We start from the raw sequence: 21,208 nt of genomic DNA, 5'->3' as shown, positions 1-21,208 counted from the left end.
CGCCGAAACACCGGGAAATACGCCGACGGGCGCCCGCCCGGAGGCGGACGCCCGTCAGAGACGTACGAGCAGAGAGAACTCAGAAGCCGAGGTCGCGGCCGATGAGCTCCTTCATGATCTCGTTGGAACCGGCCCAGATCTTGGTGACGCGGGCGTCGCGCCAGGCGCGAGCGACGCGGTACTCGTTCATGAAGCCGTAGCCGCCGTGGATCTGGACGCAGTGGTCGAGGACCTCGGACTGCGCCTGCGAGGACCACCACTTGGCCTTGGACGCCTCGACCGGGGTGAGCTCACCGCGGGCGTGCGCGGCGACGCACTTGTCGACGTACGCCTCGGCGACCTCGATCTGGGTGACCAGCTCGGCGAGGAGGAACTTGTTGTGCTGGAAGGCACCGATGGACTGGCCGAAGGCCTTGCGGTCCTTGGCGTACTGCACGGTCTCGAGCAGGATCTGCTTGGCCTGCGCCACGTTGGCGACGGCGCACGAGACGCGCTCCTGCGGGAGCTCCTCCATCATGTGGATGAAGCCGCGGTTGAGCTCGCCGATGATCTCGGCGTCGGTGACGCGTACGTTCTCGAAGAAGAGCTCGGCGGTGTCGGACTCCTCCATCCCGACCTTGTCGAGCTTGCGGCCGCGCGAGAAGCCCTCCTTGGTCGCCTCGATCGCGAAGAGGGTGATGCCCTTGGCGCCCTTCTCCGGGTCGGTGCGGACCGCGGTGATGACCAGGTCGCAGGAGTAGCCGTTGGTGATGAAGGTCTTGGAGCCGTTGATGACCCACTCGTCGCCGTCACGGACCGCGGTGGTCTTCAGCGCGGCGAGGTCGGAGCCGCCGGACGGCTCGGTCATGCCGATGGCGAGCAGGATCTCACCGGAGGCGACGCCCGGGAGCCAGCGCTGCTTCTGCTCCTCGGTGCCGAGGCGGACCAGGTAGGGCGCGGTGATGTCGGAGTGGATGCCGACGCAGGTCGGGTAGGCCGCGCCGATCTTGGCGAGCTCCTCGGCGAGGACCGCGTTGAAGCGGAAGTCGTCGGCGCCGGCGCCGCCGTACTCCTCCGGGATCGCGAGACCGAGGAAGCCGTTCTCGCCAGCCTCCAGCCAGAACTCGCGGGGCAGCGCCTTGTCGGCGATGTGCTTGTCGGTGTGGGGCTTGACCGAACGCTCCAGCCACTGCTGGACGGAGGCTCGGAAGTCCTCGTGGTCTTCCTCATAGTGGTCGCGCTTCAGCATGCATCGGAGTCTACGCGCACTGGTTACTCGGTGGTAACCGCCGTTTCAAAACGGCAGATTCATCTGGTGATCCGGACCGGCGTACGCCAGGCCACCACCAGCAGCGGAACCGAGACGACCAGGCCGACGACGAAGACGACGTGCAGCGCCGGCGCGAGGACATCAGCAGGCAGGGCCTCGAGCGGGGGCACCTCTCCCCTGGCGTACTCACGCCTGACCAGGCCGTTGGCGACCGCCCCGAAGAGCGCGACGCCCAGCGCCGAGCCGACCGAGCGGGCGAACATGTTGGACCCGGTCGCCACCCCGCGCACCTCCCAGTCGACCGCCGAGCCGGCCGCGACGACGCCCGGGTTGACCGACCAGCCGAAGCCGAGGCCGAGCACGAAGCACGGGACCGCCAGGTGCCAGATCGACGAGTTCTCGCCGACCGTGACCAGCACCAGTCCGCCGACAATGACCAGCAGCGCACCGAGCCCGACGGCAGTCCGAAAGCCCCGAGACAGGTAGATCCGGCCGGCCGTGGCGGCGGCGATCGGCCAGCCGATGCTCATCCCGGCGAGCGCGAACCCGGCCACCAGCGCGGAGTGACCGAGCACGCTCTGGGCATAGAGCGGGACGTACGTCGTCAGCCCGAGCATCACCACGCCGACGATCAGGCTGGCGGCGTTGGCCGGCGCGAGGACGCGGTGGCTGAGGACCCAGGGCGGCAGGACCGGGTCGGCGGCACGGCGCTCGACGAACCCGAAGGCCACGAGGGCCGCGACGCCGACCGCGAAGATCAGGTAGGACGGCCAGGAGGCCCAGGCCCAGGCGTGCCCGCCCTCGAGCAGACCGAGCAGCAGCGCGATGCCGCCGACCGTCAGCAGTCCAGCGCCGGCCCAGTCGATGGCCTGACCGTCGACGGCAGCCGGACGGTCCTCACGGAAGTGCCGCAGCAGCCACAGCGCGACCGCCCCGACCGGCAGGTTGATCAGGAAGATCAGCCGCCAGTCGAGGTAGTCGGCGAAGAGGCCGCCGAGCGTCGGCCCGACGATGGCGGCGGTGGCCCAGACCGAGGCGACGTACGACGTCGCGACCGCGCGCTCCTCCAGCGTGTAGATGTCGGAGACGATCGTCATCGCCATCGGCTGGATCGCTCCGGCACCGATGCCCTGGATCGCCCGGAAGACGATCAGCGCGGTCAGCGACCACGCCAGACCGCAGAGCAGCGACCCGACCAGGAACGCCACGATCCCGGCGATCATCACCGGCTTGCGCCCGAGCCGGTCGGCGACCTTGGCATAGAGCGGCGTCGTCACCGCGGTGGCCAGCACGTAGATGGAGAAGAGCCACGGGAACTGCTCGAAGCCGCCGAGGTCCTTGACCACGCTCGGCACCGCCGTCGCCAGGATCGTCATGTCGATCGCGACCAGGCTGAGCGACACCATCACGGCGAGCAGGATCGGTCCGCGCTCGCTACGAAGTCCTACCGAGCTGCGCGTTGGTCTGGTCGTCGAGGTGGGCACATTACTTAGCAATCCTCACGACCGCCCGTTCATTCCTTTGCCCGAACGCGAGCCGCGATGCGTACGTCCAGGTCGGCGAGCTCATCGAGGATATCGCCCGCGCCCCACACCTGGTTGCGGGTGCGGCTGGTGAGCGGGCGGATGATTCCTGCACCACGGAGGCGGTCGATGACCCGATGTGTCGTCGCAACGGAGAGGCCCAGATCGTCCTCGACGTCCTCGGTGGTGACCACGGGCTCCTCCGCCAGCTTGTCCAACAGCGACTCGGCCGCACTGGCCCTGCTCGGCCTCACCCGCTCACGCCAGTCGTTCGGCAGCTCAGCCAGCCGGGACGCCGTCACCATCGACTCCTCAGCGGCGACCGTCGACGCGGTCGCGATGATGCTGATGATCGGCTCGGTGTCGCCCGCGTGGAAGTCGTTCAACGCCTGGAAGTAGGCACTGCGACGAGCTGCCAGAGCGGAGGCGACCGGGATGGTCACGGAGCGAGCGATGCCGCGACGACGTACGACTGCCGCGGCAAGCGCTCGACCGATGCGGCCGTTGCCGTCGGTGAACGGATGGATGGCCTCCAACTGCGCGTGCGCGATCGCGGCCTGCGGAATCACCGCGATGTCGTCGCGGGTCGCGAAGTCGATCAGGTCCTTCATCAGGCCGGGGACACGGTCCGGTGGCGGAGGCACGTAGATCGCGCCCCGAGGCGAGTGGTCACTGCCCCCGATCCAGTTCTGCATGTCACGCCAACGCCCGGCGTACGGCCCATCGATGGGGTCGTCACGCATCAGTCGCCGATGCGCGTCCAAGAGCGTCTCGAGATCGAGCGGGCCGGAGACGAGCCGGTCCAGAGCGCCGGTGGCACGGACCATCGAGAGCGCAGACGAGTTCGACTTCGCGCCATGCAGAGCACGGACATAGTCCTCGACCGAGGCGATCTCGTGCTCGATCTTCGACGACGCAATCGACTCGGCGCGCAGGAGCATCGTCGCCAGCGGGCGAAGCTGAGGGCCATGGGTGGCGTCCAGCGAGGCGATCGCTCGAACCGCCTCATCGCACTCGGCGGCGACGCCGGGCGGGACACTCAGGCTGACGCCGGAGATGCGCGCGGGGATGCTGACCGTCACCTCTGCCAGTCGACGGTCATCGATGGTGCCGCCTTTGACGCTCTGGCGCCACGGCACGACGACACGCTCCGCCGCTGGAATCAACGCCGCGCCATGCTCGGTCATGAGAAGAGCGTACGCGTTATTCTCACTTTTCCCTGAAAAGTGAGAATAACGGCGGTGCTGCTCTCACTTCTCCAGCTCGGCGAGGTCGAAGACCTCGCCCGGGGCCGGCTCCTCGACCTGGAACTCCTTGTCGAAGTCGGAGAAGGTGAGCTCGCCGGAGCTGCCCTGGGTCCACTTCACGATCCGGTGGGGCTCGGAGGCCAGGACGTACGTCCGGCTCTCGGTCTCGCCGTGGGTGACGTCGAGACGCACGGCGGGGCCGTCGGCGGCCATCGCCGGACCGATCGCCTGGGCCTCGGCCTCGGCCGGGACCATCTGGGCGGTGAGGCTGTCGATGCTGCAGAAGGCACGCAGGCTGGCCAGCTCGCCCTCGAGCTCGACCCACTTCTTTCCGACGCGCTTGGCGATGCGCTCGCCCTCGCCCTTGGCCGGCGCGATCGCCTTCCAGAACTCCTTGTCGCCCTGGTACCAGGCCGAGCCGTCGATGGAGCGCAGCGAGATCTGGCCGTCGCCGATGCTGACCTTGCCGACGCAGGCGTCGTCGGCGGAGACGTCGAGGTCGACGGTGATCTTGGTGCCCTCCGAGTCGAGCACGTCACCCTCGACGTGCACGGTCTTGATGTCGTGCATCGCGGTGCGGGCGTCCTCGGCGATCTGGTTGCCGGGCTCCTTCACGTAGTCACGTGCCTGGGACAGCGATCCCTCCTCGTCCCCACAGCCGGCGAGAGCGCTGGTCAGCGCGACGATGAGGGCGGTCGTGAGCACGGCATGGCGAAACACGCGGCCTATCGTGACAGAAATTACGAACGGGTCAACGCGCGAGGGCCTGTACGTCGGCAACCCACTCGGGCACCAGCTTGCCGGCGGGCCCGTGACGGGCGTCGTCGAAGAGGTGCGAGGTCTCGGACGGGTCCAGGTTGAGCTCGAGGGTCTTGGCGCCGGCGCGGGCCGCCATGCGTACGAAACCGGCCGCCGGATAGACCGCGCCACTGGTGCCGATCGCGACGAAGAGATCGGCCTGGGCGAGGGCCCGCTCGACCAGGTCGAGGTCGTAGGGCATCTCGCCGAACCACACCACGTCGGGCCTCAGGGTGTCGTTGCCGCAGCCCGGGCAGGCTGGGGCGTCGGCGAGGTCGTCGTCCCAGGCGAACCGGCCCTGGCAGGAGTCGCAGAGGGCCGAGAGCAGCTCGCCGTGCATGTGCACCACCCTGCGAGAGCCGGCGCGTTCGTGCAGGTCATCGACGTTCTGGGTGACCACCAGCAGCTCGTCGCCGAGGACCTGCTCGAGCCTGGCCAGCGCGATATGGGCCGGGTTGGGCACCACCGCACGCAGCTCCCGGCGGCGGTCGTCGTAGAACCGATGGACCGTCGCGGGATCGCGATGGAACGCCTCGGGTGTCGCCACGTTGTCGACGTGGTGACCCTGCCAGAGCCCATCGGCATCCCGGAAGGTCGCGAGACCGCTCTCGGCGGAGATCCCGGCTCCGGTGAGCACGACAACTTTCACAAGGATTCAGGCTAGCGACGTTGACGAAACATCCGCTGCCCCCTGACCGCGGTTTTGGTCACCCGATCGGTATTTGTGATCGAACCGAGGCCGCGCCGACGCCGGCCGACGAGGGTATGGACTTTTACTGTAAAGGCCCCTTACTGTAATTCGGGTTCCTACAGTTCCCCACTCGGGAGGTCCCATGCTGACCAGACGATCTGTACTCGCCGCCACCTCTGCCGCCTTCGCCGTCCCCCTTCTCGGCGGGACGAGCTGGCAGGCCGCGCAGGCCATGCGCCCGCAACGGATCGGAGCCCAGGCCACGATCCAACTCCGCTTCGTCAACCGGACCGGCGCGTACGACAACGCCTCCATCCACTTCTACATCGTCGGCACCAACCTGGCGACGGGCGAGCAGTCCCGGGTCACGCCGGAGGGCACGCTCGTGCCCGTCTCGCTCGCCGACAACGGCGCCGACGGGTACGCCGACTACGCGATCCCGTTCTCCTGGAGCGGGGACACCCTCTCCCAGATCCCCGCCGACATGTCGGGACGGATCTACTTCTCGCTCGGCGACAAGCTGAAGTTCAAGGTCAACGAGGGCAACGCGCTCGCCTACCCGGCGGCGTGGGTCGAGTCCGACCCAAGCTACGGCGTGCTCCACGACTGCGTCGAGTTCACGTACAAGAGCGGCCGGATCTACTGCAACACGACCATGGTCGACATGTTCAGCGTCCCGCTCTCGATCGCGCTGACCGGCGAGGAGTCCCCCACCACCGGCACCCTCGTCGAGGGCGGTCGCGCGAAGATCTTCTCGGCGGTCTCGGGCTCCCCCGACTTCGGCTCCCTCGTCGTCGACGACCGCCGGATCATCGCGCCGGGGCACGGGCTGGACGCCGGGCGGTTCTCCGCGACGTACCTCGACTCCTACATCGACCAGGTCTGGTCGAAGTACGCCTCCGAGTCGCTCGTCGTGAGGGCCAACAACACCACCTTCACCGGCCGGGTCAGCGGCGACCAGTTCGTCTTCGACGGCGGGGTCAAGGCGTTCAGCCGGCCCTCGACCCGGGACGTGCTCTTCTGCGACGGCGCGCTGGCCGCTCCCAACGACGGGATCACCGGTCCGGTCGCGGCCGTGCTCGGCGCGGGCTTCAACCGGACCACCCTGCTCGCCTCCGCCGACCAGCCCACCGGCGACCCCGGCGGCTTCTACCAGGGCGATCCGGTCCATGCGTACTGCAAGGCGATGCACGACAACACGGTCGACGGGAAGGCCTACGGGTTCGCCTTCGACGACGTCGGCGGCTTCGCGTCGTACGTCGAGGACAACGCCTCCGAGATGGCGGTGACGCTGACTCCGTTCTGAGGCCGGGCCCGGGGCGCAGATCCCCTCTATCGGGGAGCGCCGGCTCGACTCGCCCACCGCGCCACGAGGGCCCGTACGGTCGCACCATGTCGTACGTCGTCCTCGTGGCGTGGCTCGTCCAGGCAGCGGTCGGAGTCCTGCTGCTGACGGGCTGGTTCCGGCATGGCCGCGTCCGGTCGCCGGTGGTGCTCACCCACGTCGGGCTCTCCGTCCTGGGCGTCGCCTGCTGGACGACGTACGTCCTGGTCGACCAGGTCCTCTGGGCGTGGGCCGCGCTCCTGCTCATCACCATCGGCAACGGCTTCGGCGACAACATGCTGCTGTGGCGTACCCGGCGTGCTGGCGGTAGCCACCTCTCGACGGTCAACGCCTACAAGCTCGCCCTCCGCTCGATGTTCAAGGGCCGGCTGCCGCTCCGGGTCAGCTTCCATGCCATGTTCGCCGGGGTCGTCTACTTCTCCACCCTGGCCGTCTGCGTCGTCGCGACCGTCTCCTAGGCCGTTCGGTCGTGCGGAGCACCGTGCGGCCGCGATACTGGGGCCATGGGTGCGGGTGGGGCGGTTCTGATCATCGTCGTCGGGGCTGTCCTGCTGTTCATCGTGGCGATCGGGGTGATCCTGATCGTGGCCGCCGGGGCGGTACGGCTGTCGGGCAACAACCCGAAGCCGCTGGCCTGGTCCGGCGTCGGCGTGCTCGCGGTGCCGGTGCTCTTCATCGCCACGCTCGTCGTGTGGGCCCAGGTCACCCGCGACCCCGACACCATCGAGCTCGACCTGCGCGAGCCGATCCAGCTCTCCAGCCTGCCCGAGGACAACGAGGAGTTCCCGGGGATGCGCGACTACGACAGCGACCGGATCGACCTGGTGCTGCCCGACGGCGACCGCTTCGAGGCCGAGGTCGACGGGGTGCTGGTCTGGTCCGACGACGGGTACGTCACCCGGGTCACCTTCGACCGGCGAGCCCGCGAGGAGGGCGAGGCCGAGACCCTCACCCAGGAGTGGGAGAGGGAGCTCGGCGGCGCGGGCACCGTGGAGGCCGATGCCGACTACTCCGATCACGGGCGGGTCCGGGCAGCGGTGCTCGCCGATCCGGACCCGTAGGCTCCGCCGCCCGGTCAGCCCGTCCTGTTGACCACGACGAACGGGCAGGCGAAGGGGTCGCGGTCGCCGAGGCCGACGCGGTTGAGATGGCCGACGACGATGGCGTACGACTCCAGGAGGCCGGCTTCGGTGTAGGGGACGCCGTGCTCGGCGCAGTAGGCACGGACCAGCGGCTGGGCGCGTCGGAGGCTGCTGCTCGGCATGCTGGGGAAGAGGTGGTGCTCGATCTGCAGGTTGAGGCCGCCCATGAGCCAGTCGACCCAGCGGCCGCCGCGGATGTTGCGGGAGGTCAGGACCTGGCGGGAGAGGAAGTCGATCCTGGTGTCGCGCGGGACCAGCGGCATGCCCTTGTGGTTGGGGGCGAAGCTGGCGCCCATGTAGACGCCGAAGATCGCGAGCTGCACGCCCAGGAACGCGGCGCCGAGGCCGAGGCCCAGCACCGAGCAGACCAGCACCGGCCAGCCGATCAGCCGCAGCGCCAGAAGAACTGCCTCTGTACGCCGATGCTTGAGGTCTCGGTCGCCGATCACGGTGCGGACGGCACCGACGTGGAGGTTGATGCCCTCGAGGGTCAGCAGCGGGAAGAACAGCCATCCCTGGCGGGCGGTGAGCCACCGCTTGAGACCTGTACGTCGCTCGACGTCCTCGGGGGTGAACAGCAGGACCGAGGGGCGGATGTCCTCGTCCGCGTCGACCTTGTTCGGGTTGGCGTGGTGGCGCGTGTGCTTGCGCATCCACCAGCCGTAGCTCAGTCCGACGACCAGGTTGCCGAGGATGCGCGAGGCCCATTCGTTCTTCGGGCCCGAGGCGAAGATCTGACGGTGGGCGCCGTCGTGGGAGAGGAACGCCGTCTGGGTGAACAGGACCCCGAAGGCCGCCGCGACCAGCAGCTGCCACCAGGTCTGCCCGAGGACGAGCAGGGCGATCAGCGCGAGCGCGAAGCCGGTGCCGAGGAGGAGAACCCGCCGGGCGTACGCCCTCGGCTCACGCTCCAGGAGACCCTCCTGCCGGACGCGACTCATCAGCTCGGTGTAGGCGTTGACCTGACGGTGTGCCTGGCTTGGGAGCGTGGTCATCGCGGTCACCGCCCCAGGCGGCGCAGCCGCGCCATGGCGAGCGGCAGGCAGACCGCGATGATGGCGACCGGCCAGAGGACGGCCATGGTCAGGGCGTGCTCGCCGACCCAGGTCGTGGCGGCGCCGGCCGTGTTGCCGAACAGCTCGCGGGTGGCGATGACCGTGGAGGAGAGCGGGTTCCACTCGGCGGGAAGGGCGAGCCAGCCCGGCATCAGATCGGTCGGCACGATCGTGTCGGCGACCATGGCGAGCGGGAAGACGAGGGCGAAGTACTTCATCGCCGCCTCGGGACCGCTGACCAGCAGGCCGAGCAGGATGCCGACCCAGGAGAAGGCCATCCGGAGGAGGATCAGGAGCCCGAGCGCGGCGATCACCCCACCGATCCCGAGATGGGCCTGCCAGCCGAACAGGGTCCCGAGCGCCAGCAGGATCGACAGCTCGACCACGGCCAGGATCACGTCCGCCAGGGCGCGCCCGGCCAGCACCGCCACCGGCGACATCGGGAGGGAGCGCATCCGGTCCAGCACCCCGCCGCGTACGTCCTCGGCGACGGAGATCGTGGTGTTGCCGATCCCGAACGCCATGGTGAGCGCGAAGAGGCCGGGGAGCAGGAACTCGCGGTACTCCGCGCCCGGCACGTCCATCGCGACCCCGAATGCCTCACCGAAGACGAAGCCGAACATGGCCACGGCCATCACCGGGATCATCAGGGTGCCAAGGAGCTCGTCGGGGCGGCGTACGAGATGGAGGAGGTGGCGCTTGGCCACCACCCAGGTGTCGACCATCGCCCACGTGATGCGTGATCCGTGGACGGTTTCGGTCATCGTGGTCATCTCAGGCCCCCTCGGTGATCAGCAGGAACGCCTCGTCGAGGTCGCGGCCGCCGACGCTGGACTTGAGCTCGGCCGGCGTCCCCTCGGCGACGACCCGGCCGCGGTCGACCATCGTGATGCGTGAACACAGCCGGTCGGCCTCCTCCAGGTACTGGGTGGTCAGCAGCACGGTCGTGCCGGAGTCGGCCAGCTCGCGGACCGCGTCCCAGACCTCGAGCCGGCTGCGCGGGTCGAGGCCGGTGGTGGGCTCGTCGAGGAAGAGCACCCGAGGACTGCGGATGAGGCTGACGGCCAGGTCGAGCCGCCTGCGCATGCCTCCGGAGTAGCCGCGCACCGGGCGGCCGGCGGCCTCGACGAGGTCGAAGCGCTCCAGCAGCTCATCTGCGCGGGCTCGCGCCTCCCGGGCCCGCATCCGGTACAGGCGCGCGAACATCTCCAGGTTCTGACGGCCGCTCAGGATCCCGTCGACAGCGGCGTACTGTCCGGCGATGCCGATGCGCGCTCGCACGCCCGCCCGGTCACGGGCGACGTTGCGGCCGGCGACCCAGGCCTGGCCGGAGTCGAAGCTCGCGAGGGTGGCCAGGATGCGTACGGTCGTGGTCTTGCCGGCGCCGTTGGGGCCGAGCAGGCCGTGGACGGTGCCGGCGGGGACGGCGAGGTCGATGCCGTCCAGCGCGGCGCCGCGGCCGGGGTAGCTCTTGCGGAGTCCCTGGGTCCAGATGGCGGGTTCGTCGGTGATCATGCTGCTGCCTCCATGTCGGCGGTGGATCGTGCGGGTCGGGGGGTGGTGGTGATGCCGGCCGGCGTCACCTCGTCGTAGCGGCCCAGCGAGATCCGGGCGATGTTGAGCAGCGACTCGCTGCCCTCGGCGTAGTAGCCGCAGTGGCCTTGGATGTCGCCGGTGCCGAACCTGGTGGCGCCGAGCTCGAGCGGCCCGCGCCCGAGACCGAGGCGCCCGACCCGCACCCGCGGGACCAGCCGGATCCGGTCGGTCTCGCCGTACGCGGCCCAGAGCCGGGTGCCGGTGCCCAGCTCTGAGCGCCGCACCGCACCCATCCCCGCGCTGCCCAGCGCCACACAGTCCTCCGCGCGGGCGGAGGCCAGGGCGAGGCCGGCGACGGTCGAGCCGTAGCTGTGGCCGACCAGGGTGAGGTGGGCGGCGCGCGGCAGGTAGTGGGTCAGGTTCGCCAGGTCCTGCGCGCCGGCGTAGGCCGGGGTGTTGGTGATCGCGTTGTACCACTCCGGCGGCGAGTGGTAGCCCAGCCAGACCACGACGGCCGACCGGCTCTCTGGCGCGATCTCCTGCATCGTACGCAGCAGCAGCTGCCCACGGGAGCGCGGACTGTGGGCCTCGGTGCTGGTGAAGTAGTTGCCGAGGTGGTGGCCATTTCCGGGCACGAGGACCGCGATGTGGTCGGCGGTCGCGGCGTCCCCGAAGACCTCCACGACCCGCGCCCCTCCGGGCGGGTCGCAGGCGAGCAGGCGGGGTCCGATGGATCCGTCGGCCTCGTTGAGGCCGTATCTGAGCGGCGTCACAACTGTCATGGCCGTGACGGTAGGAATCAGGTCTCCCGCCGCGCGTCACTCCCGGGAGCCATTCGACCCCCTACCGGGGTAGTGCGGGATGTCCCTGAGGACTCCTGGAGGGCTAGACGTGCGGCGCGACCAGGCCACTCTCGTAGGCGAAGACGACGGCCTGGGCACGGTCGCGCAGGCCGAGCTTGCCGAGGATGCGGCTGACGTGGGTCTTCACGGTCTGCTCGGCGAGGAAGAGCTCGGCGGCGATCTCGCTGTTGGAGCTGCCGCGGGCGATGTTCTCGAGCACCTCGCGCTCACGCTCGGTGAGCTGCTTGAGCCGCGGGTCCGCCTTCCGGCGTCGCGGGGCGCGGGCGAACTGGGCAATGACCTGCCGGGTCACCGACGGCGAGAGCAGGGCCTCGCCGGCGTGGACGACGCGGATCGCGGAGGCGAGCTCGTCGGGCGAGGCGTCCTTGAGGAGGAAGCCGCTGGCGCCGAGGCGCAGCGACTCGTGGACGTACTCGTCGGCGTCGAACGTGGTCAGCATGACCACCTTGGTCTGCGCGGTGGCCGGGTTCTCGGAGAGCTGCCGGAGCGCCTCGATGCCGTCCATCACCGGCATCCGGACGTCCATCAGCACCACGTCGGGATGCGTACGCCGCACCACCTGCAGCGCCTCGGCTCCGTCGGCCGCGGTGCCGACCACCTCGATATCCGGTTGGGTGCTGAGCAGCGCCACGAACCCCGAGCGCACCATCTCCTGGTCGTCGACGACCACGATCTTCACCGTCACGGGGTCTTCCTACCGCGTTTGGCGGGCGTGCGCACGGCGGTTTGAGCCGGGAGCCGGGCCTCGACGACGAACTCGCCGTCGGCTGCTCCAGCGGTGAGACTGCCGCCCACCGCGCTCGCGCGCTCGCGCATCCCGATCAGCCCGTGACCACCCCCGGTGGCCTCGGTCTCCGGGACGGCACCGTCGAGCGGGTTGACGACCCGGATCCCGAGGCCCTCCTCCCCCAACGTCAGGTCGACGCCGACCGGCTCACGGGGAGCGTGTCGACGCGCGTTGCTGAGCGCCTCCTGCACGATCCGATAGGCCGCGGTGCCGACCTCCGGGGCGACGTCGGTGAGCTCCGGAAGGGCACCGCGCACGTCGACCCGTTGCCCGGTCCCGCGGGCAGACTCGAAGAGATCGGCCAGTCCGTCGATGCCAGGCACCGGAACCCGGCCGGACTGCCCTTCCTCGGTACGCAGCACGTCGAGCACCCCGCGCATCTGCCGCAGCGCCGAGGCCGCCAGGTCGGCGATCTCGGCAAACTCCGCCTCGGCCGCCGGGCTGACGTCGTCGACCCGGTGCGGCGCCGATCTGGCCTGGACGGTGATCAGCGACATGTTGTGGGCGATCACGTCGTGCAGCTCACGGGCGATGCGCGCCTTCTCCTCGACGACCGAGCGGCGCTCGTGCTCCTCGCGCAACGCGCTGCGCGACTCGGAGAGCCGTCGAGCGACGGTTGCGAGGGCACCCAGCAACAGCGCGAGCGAGGCGTAGTTGGCCACCTCGATGAGTGAGGGGACGAGGTCGTTCCAGGCCATCCCGACCACCGCCAGGACCACCCCGATAGCGACCTGGATGCCGAGGGTGATCGCCGCCAGCCGCCAGCCGGCGACCAGGGTCAGCACCACCAGCACCAACAGCTGGGTCAGCGTCGGCGGCGGGATCATCCACGGCCACCCCTCCTCGCCCAACCTCGCGACCGCCAGCGCGGCCACGGTCACCGCGACCAGGGAGAGCCCCGCCGCCTCCACCGGACGCCGGAGCGCCAGCGGGATCGAGGCGGCATGCGTGACCCCGATCAGCAGAGCGACCCCGCCCGCGACTTCGTAGGGGTCGGTGGTCAGGACCGCGGCCTCCACGATCCCGAGCACGGTCGCGGCGACGTACAACGCCAGACGACCGCGACCGGGCCAGGTCTTCAACATGTTCAAGTAATACCAGGCACGAGAGCACGCCCGGCGGCCCATCGACCGCACGAGGAGTGGTCACAATGGGCCCTCCCGAGCGGCTCCGGCGGGCCCACATCGACCACTTCTCACCAGCGGATGAGGCGTTACCGACCTACCGCGGCCTTGTCCTCGTCCTGCGTCCGGATCGTGCCCTCACCGGACTCGATCCGGCCCTTCAGGCTGACGGTGATGTAGTGGGTCCAGGCGTCGTAGCAGACGTCGAAGCACTCGTCGCCGCGCGCGAGGCCCTCGTGGGTGAAGGTCACGCGGGTCTGCCCGCCGTCGCGGACGATGTCGAAACGCCCGGTCGTGCCGACCCACTCCTTCTTGTCCGCGATGAAGTCGAGATAGCCGTCGGTGAACTCCCACACCACGCGCTCCCCCGGGACCAGCTCCTTGACGAGCTGCTTGGAGTAGTGGATGTCTGGCACCAGGTAGAACCACTCGGCACCGACCTGGTCGGTGGGCCCGGCGATGTGGTGCCCCCACCAGGAACGTACGTCGTTGATGGCCTCAAACGCCTCCTGAGGAGTGGCGTCGACGGTGAAGGTTGCGGTCAGGTCGCTCATGGCTGTCCCCTTGGAATCGGATGTGACTTGCATCATGCAAGCACACCGTAGACACACGCACTTTCATCATGCAAGTGATTTGCTAGAGTCGTCCTCGTGCTCGGAAAGACGTACGACGGCCAGATCTGCTCCATCGCCCGATCTCTGGAGGTCGTGGGCGAGCGATGGACCCTGCTGATCCTCCGGGACGCGATCTTCGCCGGCGTCACGCGTTACGGCGACTTCCAGCACAACCTCGGCATCGCCACGAACATCCTGAAGACCCGCCTCGCCACGCTCGTCGAGGCCGGCCTGATGACGCGCGACGACGCCGGCGACTACCGGCCGACCGCCATGGCCCAGGGGCTGCGGCCGGCGCTGATCGCGCTGACGGAGTGGGGCGACACGTGGTTCGCGCCCGACGGTCGCCCCATCGAATACCTCCACGCCGACTGCGAGGAACCCGTGACCGTCGAGACGCGCTGCCGACAGCACGAGAGCATCGCCCCGGACGAGGTCGTGGTCCGGCCCGGTCCCGGCATGCCCGCGGAGTATCTGGCAGCCCGACGGCCGACTCGGGACAGATGAGACAGCAGAGCCCGCCGCGACTCGTGCGGCGGGCTCTGCTGCATGGGGTCTCAGGCGTCGACGAGCTCTCGGTCGCTGGTCTCGCCGAGGCGTACCAGGGAGAACACGCTCAGCAGACAGAACGCCGCGATGACGGTGGAGAGCATGACGGTGCTGGCGCCGGCCTTCTGCAGCGAGGCGAAGAGGAGCGGCGAGAGGCCCGCGCCCATGCCGGCGAGCTGGTAGCCGAGCGAGGCTCCGGTGTAGCGCGACGAGGTCTTGAAGACCTCGCTCATCAGCGCCGCGAGCGGGCCGTAGAAGGCGGCATGGATGACCGACTGGCCGAGCACGACCGCCAGGACGAGCAGCGCGACCGACCCGCTGTCGAGCATCGGGAAGAGCAGGTAGGCGAAGACCGCGGTCGCGACGGCGGCGGTGAGGACCACCGGCCGGCGGCCGACCCGGTCGGTGAGCGCGGACCAGCCGATGATGCCGATGACCGCGCCGGCCGAAGAGACCGTGAGCGCGTTGAGCACCGTCGGGCGCTCGAAGCCCGCCCCGAGGGCGTAGCTGATCAGGAAGGTGGTCAGCGTCCCCTGCACGACGAAGGCGCCGAGCCCGACGCCGACGGCCAGCAGGAGCGTACGCGGGTGGTTGCGGAGCACCTCCAGCAACGGCGTCTTCGCCTCGGCCTTGCGGTCCTTCATCGCCTCGAAGGCGGGCGACTCGGTCACGCTGAGGCGGATCCACAGGCCGACCGCGAGCAGCACGATGCTCAGCAGGAACGGCACCCGCCAGCCCCACGCGGTGAACTGCTCGGGCGTGGTGACCGTGGCCATCAGTGCCATCACCGCGGTCGAGAGGACCATGCCGGCCGGGGCGCCGGCGTTGGTGAACGAGGCCCACAGCCCGCGGCGGGACGTGGCGTGCTCGGCGGTGATCAGCACCGCGCCACCCCACTCGCCACCGATCGCGACACCCTGGACGACCCGAAGCAGGACGAGGAGAACCGGCGCGGCCGCACCGATCTGCCCGTACGTCGGCAGGCACCCGATCAGGAAGCTGACCACACCCATGATCAGCATCGTCAGGACCAGCATCTTCTTCCGGCCCAGCCGGTCGCCGAAGTGGCCGAAGACCACGCCGCCCAGCGGGCGCGCCAGATAGCCGGCGGCGAAGGTGCCGAAGGACGCGATCGTGCCGGTCACGGGGTCGAGATTGGAGAAGAAGACCTCGTTGAAGACCACGGCCGAGGCGGTGGAGTAGAGCAGGAAGTCGTAGTACTCGATCAAGCTGCCCGTGAAGCTGCTGGCGACGATCCGGCCCATCTGCGTACGTGGACCGGTCGTGCTACCACCGGAGGTGAGGGTCATGTGGGGGGCTCCATTCAGGATTCCTGTTTATCAGGATTCCTGTCAATTCTGAGTGATGCACGTCACGCCTGTCAAGGAGCCCCCACGACCGGACTAGAAGGTGAGCACAGGTTTCACCGTGGCGCCCGAGACCATGTCCGCGACGGCCGTCTGGATCTCCTCGAACGGGTAGCGCTGGACCAACCGCCCCAGCGGCATCCGTCCGTCGGCGACCAGTCGCGCGAGTGCAGGGATCAGCGTGCGGGTCTCGGCGTCGCCGAGGGTCAGGCCCGTCACCCGCTTGCCGGGCAGCATCGCGTTCACGTCGAGCCCCACCCCGGTGCCGAACGGCGGCGCCCCGACGATGACCGCGGTGCCCCGGGCACGCAGGGCGTCGACGCCCTGGCGGAGCACGCCGGTGTTGCCGGTCGTCTCCACGACGCCGTCCGCGCCACCTCCGGTCAGCTCCATCAGCGCGGCGGTCAGGTCGTCGACCTGGCCGGCGTCGATGACGTCGGTCGCCCCCAGCTCGCGGGCCAGCCCGAGCCGCTCGGCCACCCGGTCCACCGCGATGATCCGGGTGGCCGGGGTCAGACGCGCGGCCATCACCGCGGACAGCCCGACCGCACCCGCGCCGAGGACCACCACCGAGGACCCCGGGCGCGGGGCGAGCACGTTCCAGACCGCGCCGACACCGGTCTGCACGCCGCACCCGAGCGGGGCGAGCAGGGACAGGTCCGCCTCGGGATCGACGCGTACGGCGCTGCGCTCGTCGACGACCGCGAGCCGGGAGAAGGAGGACTGCCCGAAGAAGTGGCCGCCGATCGCCTCCCCGCCCCTGCTCACCGGCGAGGCGCCGTCCAGGCGCGCACCTCCGATGAGGTTGGCGGGAAGCCAGACGTCGCAGTACGCCGGATGGCCGTCGCGGCACTGGGCGCAGGTCCCGCAGGAGCTGAACGACAGCAGCACCTGGTCGCCGGGCGCGAGGCTGCGTACGCCGGATCCGACCTGTTCGACGACACCGGCGCCCTCGTGCCCGAGAACGCCCGGGAGCGGGAACGGCAGTCCGCCGCTCGCCACGCCGAGGTCGGTGTGACAGAGCCCGGCGGCGACCATCCGGACCAGGATCTCGTCGGGCCGGAGCGCGTCGAGCTCGACGTCTCCGATGGTGAACGGGGCGCCGGCGGACTCGACCACCGCCGCCTGGGTCGTGGTGCTCATGACTGCTCCCCGGTCGCGGGGGCCGTGGGCGGAAGCGAGATGACGACGGATCGGACCTTCGTGTACGCCTCGAGTGCCTCCGGGCCGTATTCGCGACCGAATCCGGACTGCTTGACGCCGCCGAACGGCACCGCTGGGTCGAGCATCGCCCAGTCGTTGACCCAGACGATGCCGGCGTCGAGCCTGCCCGCGACCCGGTGCGCCCGCGTGAGATCCCGGGTGTGCAGCCCGGCCGCCAGCCCGTACGCCGTGGAGTTGGCGAGCGCGACGGCCTCGTCCTCGTCCGCGAACGCCTGCACCGTGAGGACCGGCCCGAAGACCTCCTCGTTGACGACGCGTGAGTCCGCGGGCAGCCCGGTGATCACCGTCGGGGCGTAGTAGAACCCGTCGGCGAGGTCGCCTCCGAGCTCCGGACGCTCGCCTCCTGTGATGATCTGGCCGCCCTCCTGGCGGGCCAGGGCGACGTACTCCTCGACCTTCTTGCGGTGCTGGTCGCCGGCCATCGGACCGATGACCGTCGCCGGGTCGCGCGGATCGCCGAGAGGTACGCCCGGGACGGCGTGCCGGAGGATGTCGACCACCGTGTCGTGGATCTCCGCGGCGACGAGCAGCCGCGGTCCGGCCATGCAGAACTGACCCGTGTTGAAGACGAAGGCCTTGATCACGGCGCCCACGGCGATCTCGATGTCGGCGTCGGCGAAGACCAGGTGCGCGCCGTTGCCGCCGAGCTCCATCGTGACGGGCTTCAGGTGCTCGCCCGCGACGCTCGCTGCCCGGCGACCCACGGCCGTCGACCCGGTGAACGCGATCTTGTCGACTCCGGGATGACGCAACAAGGCGTCGCCGGCCTCCGGGCCGGTCCCGGTCACGACGTTGAGTACGCCGTCAGGCACCCCGGCATCAGCAAGGAGCCGAGCCATGAACAGCGCACTGAGCGGCGTGTCGTCTGCCGGCTTGTGCACGACGGTGTTGCCCGCCGCCAGCGCGGCCGCGATCTTGGTGCTCGACAGGATCAGCGGGAAGTTGAACGGCGTGATGGCTCCGACCACGCCCAACGGCTCGCGCCGGGTGTAGGCGAGGGCCGGGATGGGCGTGTCCCGCACGGACCCGTCGAGGGTCTGCGCCAGCGCGGAGCAGTACTCGTACTGCTGGGCCACTGTCTCGACATCGACATGTCGGGCCAGGGTCACGGGCTTCCCGACGTCTCGGCTCTCGACCTCGACCAGCTCGTCGGCCCGCTCGCGGATGAGGTCCGCGGCACGGTGCAGGATGCGGCCGCGGTCGCGCCCGCTCATCCGGGGCCAGGGCCCGGTGTCGAAGGCCTCCCGGGCGGCGGCCACTGCGGCGGCGACGTCAGCGGCGTCGCCCGCGGGAACGCTCGTCAGCACCTTGCCCGTGCTGGGATCGGTCACGTCCATCCGGCGGCCGCTCACCGAGTCGGCCGGCCGGCCGCCGATGAAGAGCTGCTGGGCATCGTACGTGGCGGGCATGTCAGAGCCCCTTGCCACGATGCGTCCCGACCGCCGGCCGAGGGTCGTAGACGGGCCTGGGGCGGCCGGTGGGGGCGCCGGCGAGGATCCGGCCCATGTGCGTCCGTGGGCCGGTCGGGCATCTGCCGTCGGGGATGAGGGTCATTGCGGGGCTCCGTTCAGGATTCCTGTTTATCAGGATTCCTGTCAATGCTGCGTGATGCCCGCCACCCCGTCAATAGATGCGACGGTCAAAACCCTGGTAGGCCCGGACTTGACCCCGGGCTCAGGCCAGTCCGAGCAGGCGGATCGCGTTCTCCTTCAAGAGCAGCGGACGGACCTCGTCCTTGATCTCGAGCTTCTCGAGGTCGCTGAACCAGCGGTCGGGGGTGATCACCGGAAAGTCGGAGCCGAACAGCACCTTGCGCCGAAGCGGACCGTTGAGCTGCTTGACCAGCTGCGGCGGGAAGTACTTCGGCGACCAGCCGGACAGGTCGATGTGGACGTTGGCCTTGTGGGTCGCGATCGAGATCTGCACGTCGACCCAGGGAACGGCGGGGTGCGCCATCACGATCTGGAGATCCGGGAAGTCGGCGGCGACGTCGTCGAGGAGAAGCGGGTCGGAGTAGCGGAGCCGGATCCCGCGACCGCCGGGCAGGCCGGCGCCGATCCCGGTCTGGCCGGTGTGGAAGAGCGCGACCACACCGAGCTCCTCCAGGGTCGCCCACAGCGGGCGGTGCTCGGGGTCGGCCGGGGAGAAGGCCTGCAGGCCGGGATGGAACTTGAAGCCGCGTACGCCGTGGTCCTCGGCGAGACGACGGGCCTGCTTCACGGCGGCTTCGCCCTTGCGGGGGTCGACGGAGCCGAACGGGATCAGTACGTCGGCGTGCTCGGTCGCGCGCTCGGCGATCTCCTCGCTCGACAGCGGCGGATGGTCGAGGCCGGTCGAGGCGTCGACGGTGAAGATCACCGCTGCCATGTCGCGCTCGCGGTAGTAGGCGGCGAGGTCGTCGACGGTCGGGGTGCGCGGGTGGTCACCGCGGAAGTAGGCCGCCGAGGCGTCCATCAGCTCCTGGTCGAGCGAGAAGTGACCGTGATGGTCGGCCTCGACGTGGGTGTGCATGTCGAGGGCTCGGATCGAGGCGGTGTCGATGCGGGGCTCGTAGCGGGTCATCGGGTGGTTCCTTCCGGGGTGCCGTACAGCTCGCGGACCCGGGACTTCAGCAGCTTCCCGGAGGCGTTGTGCGGGATCTCGTCGACGAAGACGACGGCCTTGGGGATCTTGTAGCGGGCGAGCCGTCCGTCGAGGTGTTCGAGCAGGTCGGACTCGGTGAGGGCGGAGTCGGGGCGGCGTACGACGACGGCGCGGCCGACCTCGCCCCAGCGCTCGTCGGGGACGCCGATGACAGCGGCCTCGGCGACGCCCGGATGGGTGTAGATCGCCTGCTCGACCTCTGCCGGATAGACGTTCTCGCCGCCACTGATGAACATGTCTTTCACCCGGTCGACCACATAGAGGAAGCCGTCGTCGTCGAGCATCGCGACATCGCCCGTACGCAGCCAGGGCCCGTCGAAGGCAGCCTCCGTCGCCGCTCCGTTGTGCCAGTATCCGGGAGTCACGTTGGGGCCGCTGACATGCACCTCACCCGCCTGGCCGGGCGCCGCCTCCTCGTTGCCGGGCGACACGACGCGTACGTCGGTGAAGAAGCAGGGAGTGCCGGCCGAGCCGAGCTTGTCGAGGCCGTCGCCGGCGCGCAGCATGGTCGTCCCAGGGGAGGCTTCGGTCAGGCCGTAGCCCTGGATGATGTGCAGGCCACGGGACTGCCAGGTGTCGAGGAGCGTGCGCGGGATCGGCGCACCGCCGCTCAGAGCCGAGCGGAGGCTGTCGAGGTCGGCGGTCGCCCAGCTCGGCTCCTGGGCGAGCGCCTGATACATCGAGGTGACGCCGAAGAGCAGGGTGACCCGCTCCCGCTCGATGGTCGCGATCGCGGCGGCCGGGTCGAAGCGGGCCGCGATGAGCGACGTACCGCCCTTGAGGAAGGTCGGCAGCAGCACCTGGTTGAGCGCGGCGGTGTGGAACAGCGGCGCGGTGACCAGGGCGATCTCATCGGAGCGGACGTCGACGTCGACGAGCAGGTTGAAGGCGTTCCAGGCGATGTTTCCGTGCGTCAACATCACGCCCTTGGGGCGGCCGCTGGTGCCCGAGGTGTACTGGATCATGAAGACGTCGTCCAGCCCGACCTCGACGTCGATCCGCTCCTTCCACGGCACCGCAAGCGCGTCCAGCCCGTGACCGCCCGCGGCCGTGAACCGATGGCTCGGCAGCCCGAGGGCCGTGACCGCCTCGGAGGAGACCGCGTCGTCGAAGTCGTCGGCGTGGATCAGCAGTGCCGGCTCGGCGTCGGTGAGGATCCAGGCAAGCTCGGGCGGCGCGAGCCGGGTGTTGAGCGGCAGGAAGACCGCCCCCAGCCGGGCGGTGGCGAAGAGCGTGACCGCGAGCTCGATCGAGTTCAGGCCGAGGAAGGCGACCCTGTCCCCCGGAGCCACTCCGCGGGCGCGGAGTCCGTGGGCGATCGCATCCACGAGGCGGTCGACCTCGGCGTACGTCACCACCGCGTCGTCCTGCACGAACGCGCGCGCGCCAGGGGTCATCCGGGCCCGCCGGGCGGGCCATGATCCGATGCCGCTGTCCAACATGTCGATCCT

The 21,208-nt window shown here is 69.9% G+C and carries 22 protein-coding genes; 4 read left to right on the top strand and 18 right to left on the bottom strand.

Features of this window, described 5'->3' with window-relative positions:
• Positions 1-79: 79 nt before the first annotated feature.
• The 5 genes from ACIO3S_RS22390 to ACIO3S_RS22370 all read right to left on the bottom strand — a co-directional run bounded on the left by ACIO3S_RS22390 (position 80) and on the right by ACIO3S_RS22370 (position 5,466).
• Positions 80-1,228 carry an acyl-CoA dehydrogenase family protein gene (locus tag ACIO3S_RS22390; RefSeq protein ID WP_373292297.1) on the bottom strand — a complete coding sequence of 383 codons (1,149 nt, stop codon included), beginning with the start codon at positions 1,226-1,228 and terminating at the stop codon, positions 80-82.
• A 59-nt stretch (positions 1,229-1,287) separates the two neighbouring features.
• Positions 1,288-2,733, bottom strand: a complete 1,446-nt coding sequence (locus ACIO3S_RS22385) for an MDR family MFS transporter (RefSeq protein ID WP_400467909.1) — start codon at positions 2,731-2,733, stop codon at positions 1,288-1,290.
• A 29-nt stretch (positions 2,734-2,762) separates the two neighbouring features.
• A complete protein-coding gene (locus ACIO3S_RS22380) occupies positions 2,763-3,959 on the bottom strand; it encodes a Fic family protein (protein WP_400467908.1) in 1,197 nt (398 codons plus the stop codon).
• A gap of 63 nt (positions 3,960-4,022) precedes the next feature.
• Positions 4,023-4,739, bottom strand: a complete 717-nt coding sequence (locus ACIO3S_RS22375) for a hypothetical protein (protein WP_400467907.1) — start codon at positions 4,737-4,739, stop codon at positions 4,023-4,025.
• Positions 4,740-4,770: 31 nt separating this feature from the next.
• Positions 4,771-5,466 carry an NAD-dependent deacylase gene (locus ACIO3S_RS22370; protein ID WP_400467906.1) on the bottom strand — a complete coding sequence of 232 codons (696 nt, stop codon included), beginning with the start codon at positions 5,464-5,466 and terminating at the stop codon, positions 4,771-4,773.
• A 184-nt stretch (positions 5,467-5,650) separates the two neighbouring features.
• Here ACIO3S_RS22370 and ACIO3S_RS22365 point away from each other — a divergent pair, with 184 nt between their 5' ends.
• From ACIO3S_RS22365 to ACIO3S_RS22355, 3 genes are all read left to right on the top strand, one after another.
• Positions 5,651-6,814 (top strand): beta-1,3-glucanase family protein, encoded by a 1,164-nt coding sequence (locus tag ACIO3S_RS22365; protein ID WP_400467905.1) that lies wholly within the window; start codon positions 5,651-5,653, stop codon positions 6,812-6,814.
• Between the two features lie 86 nt (positions 6,815-6,900).
• Positions 6,901-7,311, top strand: a complete 411-nt coding sequence (locus tag ACIO3S_RS22360; protein ID WP_400467904.1) for a hypothetical protein — start codon at positions 6,901-6,903, stop codon at positions 7,309-7,311.
• Between the two features lie 45 nt (positions 7,312-7,356).
• Entirely contained in the window at positions 7,357-7,914 is a 558-nt protein-coding gene (locus ACIO3S_RS22355; RefSeq protein ID WP_400467903.1) for a hypothetical protein, read from the top strand.
• A 14-nt stretch (positions 7,915-7,928) separates the two neighbouring features.
• Here the strand turns inward: ACIO3S_RS22355 and ACIO3S_RS22350 are convergent, their stop codons facing one another.
• From ACIO3S_RS22350 to ACIO3S_RS22320, 7 genes are all read right to left on the bottom strand, one after another.
• Positions 7,929-8,990 carry a fatty acid desaturase family protein gene (locus tag ACIO3S_RS22350; RefSeq protein ID WP_400467902.1) on the bottom strand — a complete coding sequence of 354 codons (1,062 nt, stop codon included), beginning with the start codon at positions 8,988-8,990 and terminating at the stop codon, positions 7,929-7,931.
• A 5-nt stretch (positions 8,991-8,995) separates the two neighbouring features.
• The gene (locus tag ACIO3S_RS22345; protein ID WP_400467901.1) at positions 8,996-9,823 is read right to left on the bottom strand and encodes an ABC transporter permease; all 828 of its coding nucleotides are present in this window, start codon (positions 9,821-9,823) and stop codon (positions 8,996-8,998) included.
• 1 nt (position 9,824) lies between these two features.
• Positions 9,825-10,565, bottom strand: coding sequence for an ABC transporter ATP-binding protein (locus ACIO3S_RS22340; RefSeq protein WP_400467900.1), 741 nt, complete (start codon positions 10,563-10,565; stop codon positions 9,825-9,827).
• Positions 10,562-11,368, bottom strand: coding sequence for an alpha/beta hydrolase (locus ACIO3S_RS22335; RefSeq protein WP_400467899.1), 807 nt, complete (start codon positions 11,366-11,368; stop codon positions 10,562-10,564). The genes ACIO3S_RS22340 and ACIO3S_RS22335 overlap by 4 nt, the downstream gene beginning before the upstream one ends.
• Positions 11,369-11,471: 103 nt before the next feature.
• Positions 11,472-12,134, bottom strand: coding sequence for a response regulator transcription factor (locus ACIO3S_RS22330; RefSeq protein WP_350838685.1), 663 nt, complete (start codon positions 12,132-12,134; stop codon positions 11,472-11,474).
• A complete protein-coding gene (locus tag ACIO3S_RS22325; protein ID WP_400467898.1) occupies positions 12,131-13,321 on the bottom strand; it encodes a sensor histidine kinase in 1,191 nt (396 codons plus the stop codon). Before ACIO3S_RS22325 ends, ACIO3S_RS22330 begins: the two co-directional genes overlap by 4 nt.
• 128 nt (positions 13,322-13,449) lie before the next feature.
• Positions 13,450-13,914 carry an SRPBCC domain-containing protein gene (locus ACIO3S_RS22320; protein WP_400467897.1) on the bottom strand — a complete coding sequence of 155 codons (465 nt, stop codon included), beginning with the start codon at positions 13,912-13,914 and terminating at the stop codon, positions 13,450-13,452.
• Positions 13,915-14,010: 96 nt separating this feature from the next.
• Between ACIO3S_RS22320 and ACIO3S_RS22315 the strand changes: the two genes are divergently transcribed.
• Complete coding sequence (locus ACIO3S_RS22315) at positions 14,011-14,481, top strand: winged helix-turn-helix transcriptional regulator (RefSeq protein ID WP_400467896.1); 471 nt, start codon at positions 14,011-14,013, stop codon at positions 14,479-14,481.
• Between the two features lie 50 nt (positions 14,482-14,531).
• Here the strand turns inward: ACIO3S_RS22315 and ACIO3S_RS22310 are convergent, their stop codons facing one another.
• From ACIO3S_RS22310 to ACIO3S_RS22285, 6 genes are all read right to left on the bottom strand, one after another.
• The gene (locus ACIO3S_RS22310; protein ID WP_400467895.1) at positions 14,532-15,833 is read right to left on the bottom strand and encodes an MFS transporter; all 1,302 of its coding nucleotides are present in this window, start codon (positions 15,831-15,833) and stop codon (positions 14,532-14,534) included.
• Positions 15,834-15,926: 93 nt separating this feature from the next.
• Positions 15,927-17,033, bottom strand: a complete 1,107-nt coding sequence (locus tag ACIO3S_RS22305) for an NAD(P)-dependent alcohol dehydrogenase (RefSeq protein WP_400467894.1) — start codon at positions 17,031-17,033, stop codon at positions 15,927-15,929.
• Entirely contained in the window at positions 17,030-18,523 is a 1,494-nt protein-coding gene (locus ACIO3S_RS22300; RefSeq protein ID WP_400467893.1) for an aldehyde dehydrogenase family protein, read from the bottom strand. Before ACIO3S_RS22300 ends, ACIO3S_RS22305 begins: the two co-directional genes overlap by 4 nt.
• A 1-nt stretch (position 18,524) precedes the next feature.
• Complete coding sequence (locus tag ACIO3S_RS22295) at positions 18,525-18,668, bottom strand: hypothetical protein (RefSeq protein ID WP_400467892.1); 144 nt, start codon at positions 18,666-18,668, stop codon at positions 18,525-18,527.
• Positions 18,669-18,788: 120 nt separating this feature from the next.
• The gene (gene couO / locus ACIO3S_RS22290) at positions 18,789-19,676 is read right to left on the bottom strand and encodes a 4-hydroxyphenyl-beta-ketoacyl-CoA hydrolase (RefSeq protein ID WP_400467891.1); all 888 of its coding nucleotides are present in this window, start codon (positions 19,674-19,676) and stop codon (positions 18,789-18,791) included.
• Entirely contained in the window at positions 19,673-21,199 is a 1,527-nt protein-coding gene (locus ACIO3S_RS22285; protein ID WP_400467890.1) for a long-chain fatty acid--CoA ligase, read from the bottom strand. The genes couO and ACIO3S_RS22285 overlap by 4 nt, the downstream gene beginning before the upstream one ends.
• Positions 21,200-21,208 lie beyond the last annotated feature (9 nt).

This window comes from Nocardioides sp. NPDC087217 (genome assembly GCF_044744805.1).
Taxonomy (GTDB): Bacteria; Actinomycetota; Actinomycetes; order Propionibacteriales; family Nocardioidaceae; genus Nocardioides.
The sequence above is the reverse complement of the archived record's forward strand: the minus strand, read 5'-3'. Positions and strand labels throughout refer to the sequence as shown.

Coding starts and splice junctions, on each gene's coding strand:
- ACIO3S_RS22390 (WP_373292297.1), bottom strand. CDS start 1,228: ATGCTGAAGCGCGACCACTATGAGGAAGACCACGAGGACTTCCGAGCC.
- ACIO3S_RS22380 (WP_400467908.1), bottom strand. CDS start 3,959: ATGACCGAGCATGGCGCGGCGTTGATTCCAGCGGCGGAGCGTGTCGTC.
- ACIO3S_RS22365 (WP_400467905.1), top strand. CDS start 5,651: ATGCTGACCAGACGATCTGTACTCGCCGCCACCTCTGCCGCCTTCGCC.
- ACIO3S_RS22360 (WP_400467904.1), top strand. CDS start 6,901: ATGTCGTACGTCGTCCTCGTGGCGTGGCTCGTCCAGGCAGCGGTCGGA.
- ACIO3S_RS22355 (WP_400467903.1), top strand. CDS start 7,357: ATGGGTGCGGGTGGGGCGGTTCTGATCATCGTCGTCGGGGCTGTCCTG.
- ACIO3S_RS22350 (WP_400467902.1), bottom strand. CDS start 8,990: ATGACCACGCTCCCAAGCCAGGCACACCGTCAGGTCAACGCCTACACC.
- ACIO3S_RS22345 (WP_400467901.1), bottom strand. CDS start 9,823: ATGACCACGATGACCGAAACCGTCCACGGATCACGCATCACGTGGGCG.
- ACIO3S_RS22340 (WP_400467900.1), bottom strand. CDS start 10,565: ATGATCACCGACGAACCCGCCATCTGGACCCAGGGACTCCGCAAGAGC.
- ACIO3S_RS22335 (WP_400467899.1), bottom strand. CDS start 11,368: ATGACAGTTGTGACGCCGCTCAGATACGGCCTCAACGAGGCCGACGGA.
- ACIO3S_RS22325 (WP_400467898.1), bottom strand. CDS start 13,321: ATGTTGAAGACCTGGCCCGGTCGCGGTCGTCTGGCGTTGTACGTCGCC.
- ACIO3S_RS22320 (WP_400467897.1), bottom strand. CDS start 13,914: ATGAGCGACCTGACCGCAACCTTCACCGTCGACGCCACTCCTCAGGAG.
- ACIO3S_RS22310 (WP_400467895.1), bottom strand. CDS start 15,833: ATGACCCTCACCTCCGGTGGTAGCACGACCGGTCCACGTACGCAGATG.
- ACIO3S_RS22305 (WP_400467894.1), bottom strand. CDS start 17,033: ATGAGCACCACGACCCAGGCGGCGGTGGTCGAGTCCGCCGGCGCCCCG.
- ACIO3S_RS22300 (WP_400467893.1), bottom strand. CDS start 18,523: ATGCCCGCCACGTACGATGCCCAGCAGCTCTTCATCGGCGGCCGGCCG.
- ACIO3S_RS22295 (WP_400467892.1), bottom strand. CDS start 18,668: ATGACCCTCATCCCCGACGGCAGATGCCCGACCGGCCCACGGACGCAC.
- couO (WP_400467891.1), bottom strand. CDS start 19,676: ATGACCCGCTACGAGCCCCGCATCGACACCGCCTCGATCCGAGCCCTC.
- ACIO3S_RS22285 (WP_400467890.1), bottom strand. CDS start 21,199: ATGTTGGACAGCGGCATCGGATCATGGCCCGCCCGGCGGGCCCGGATG.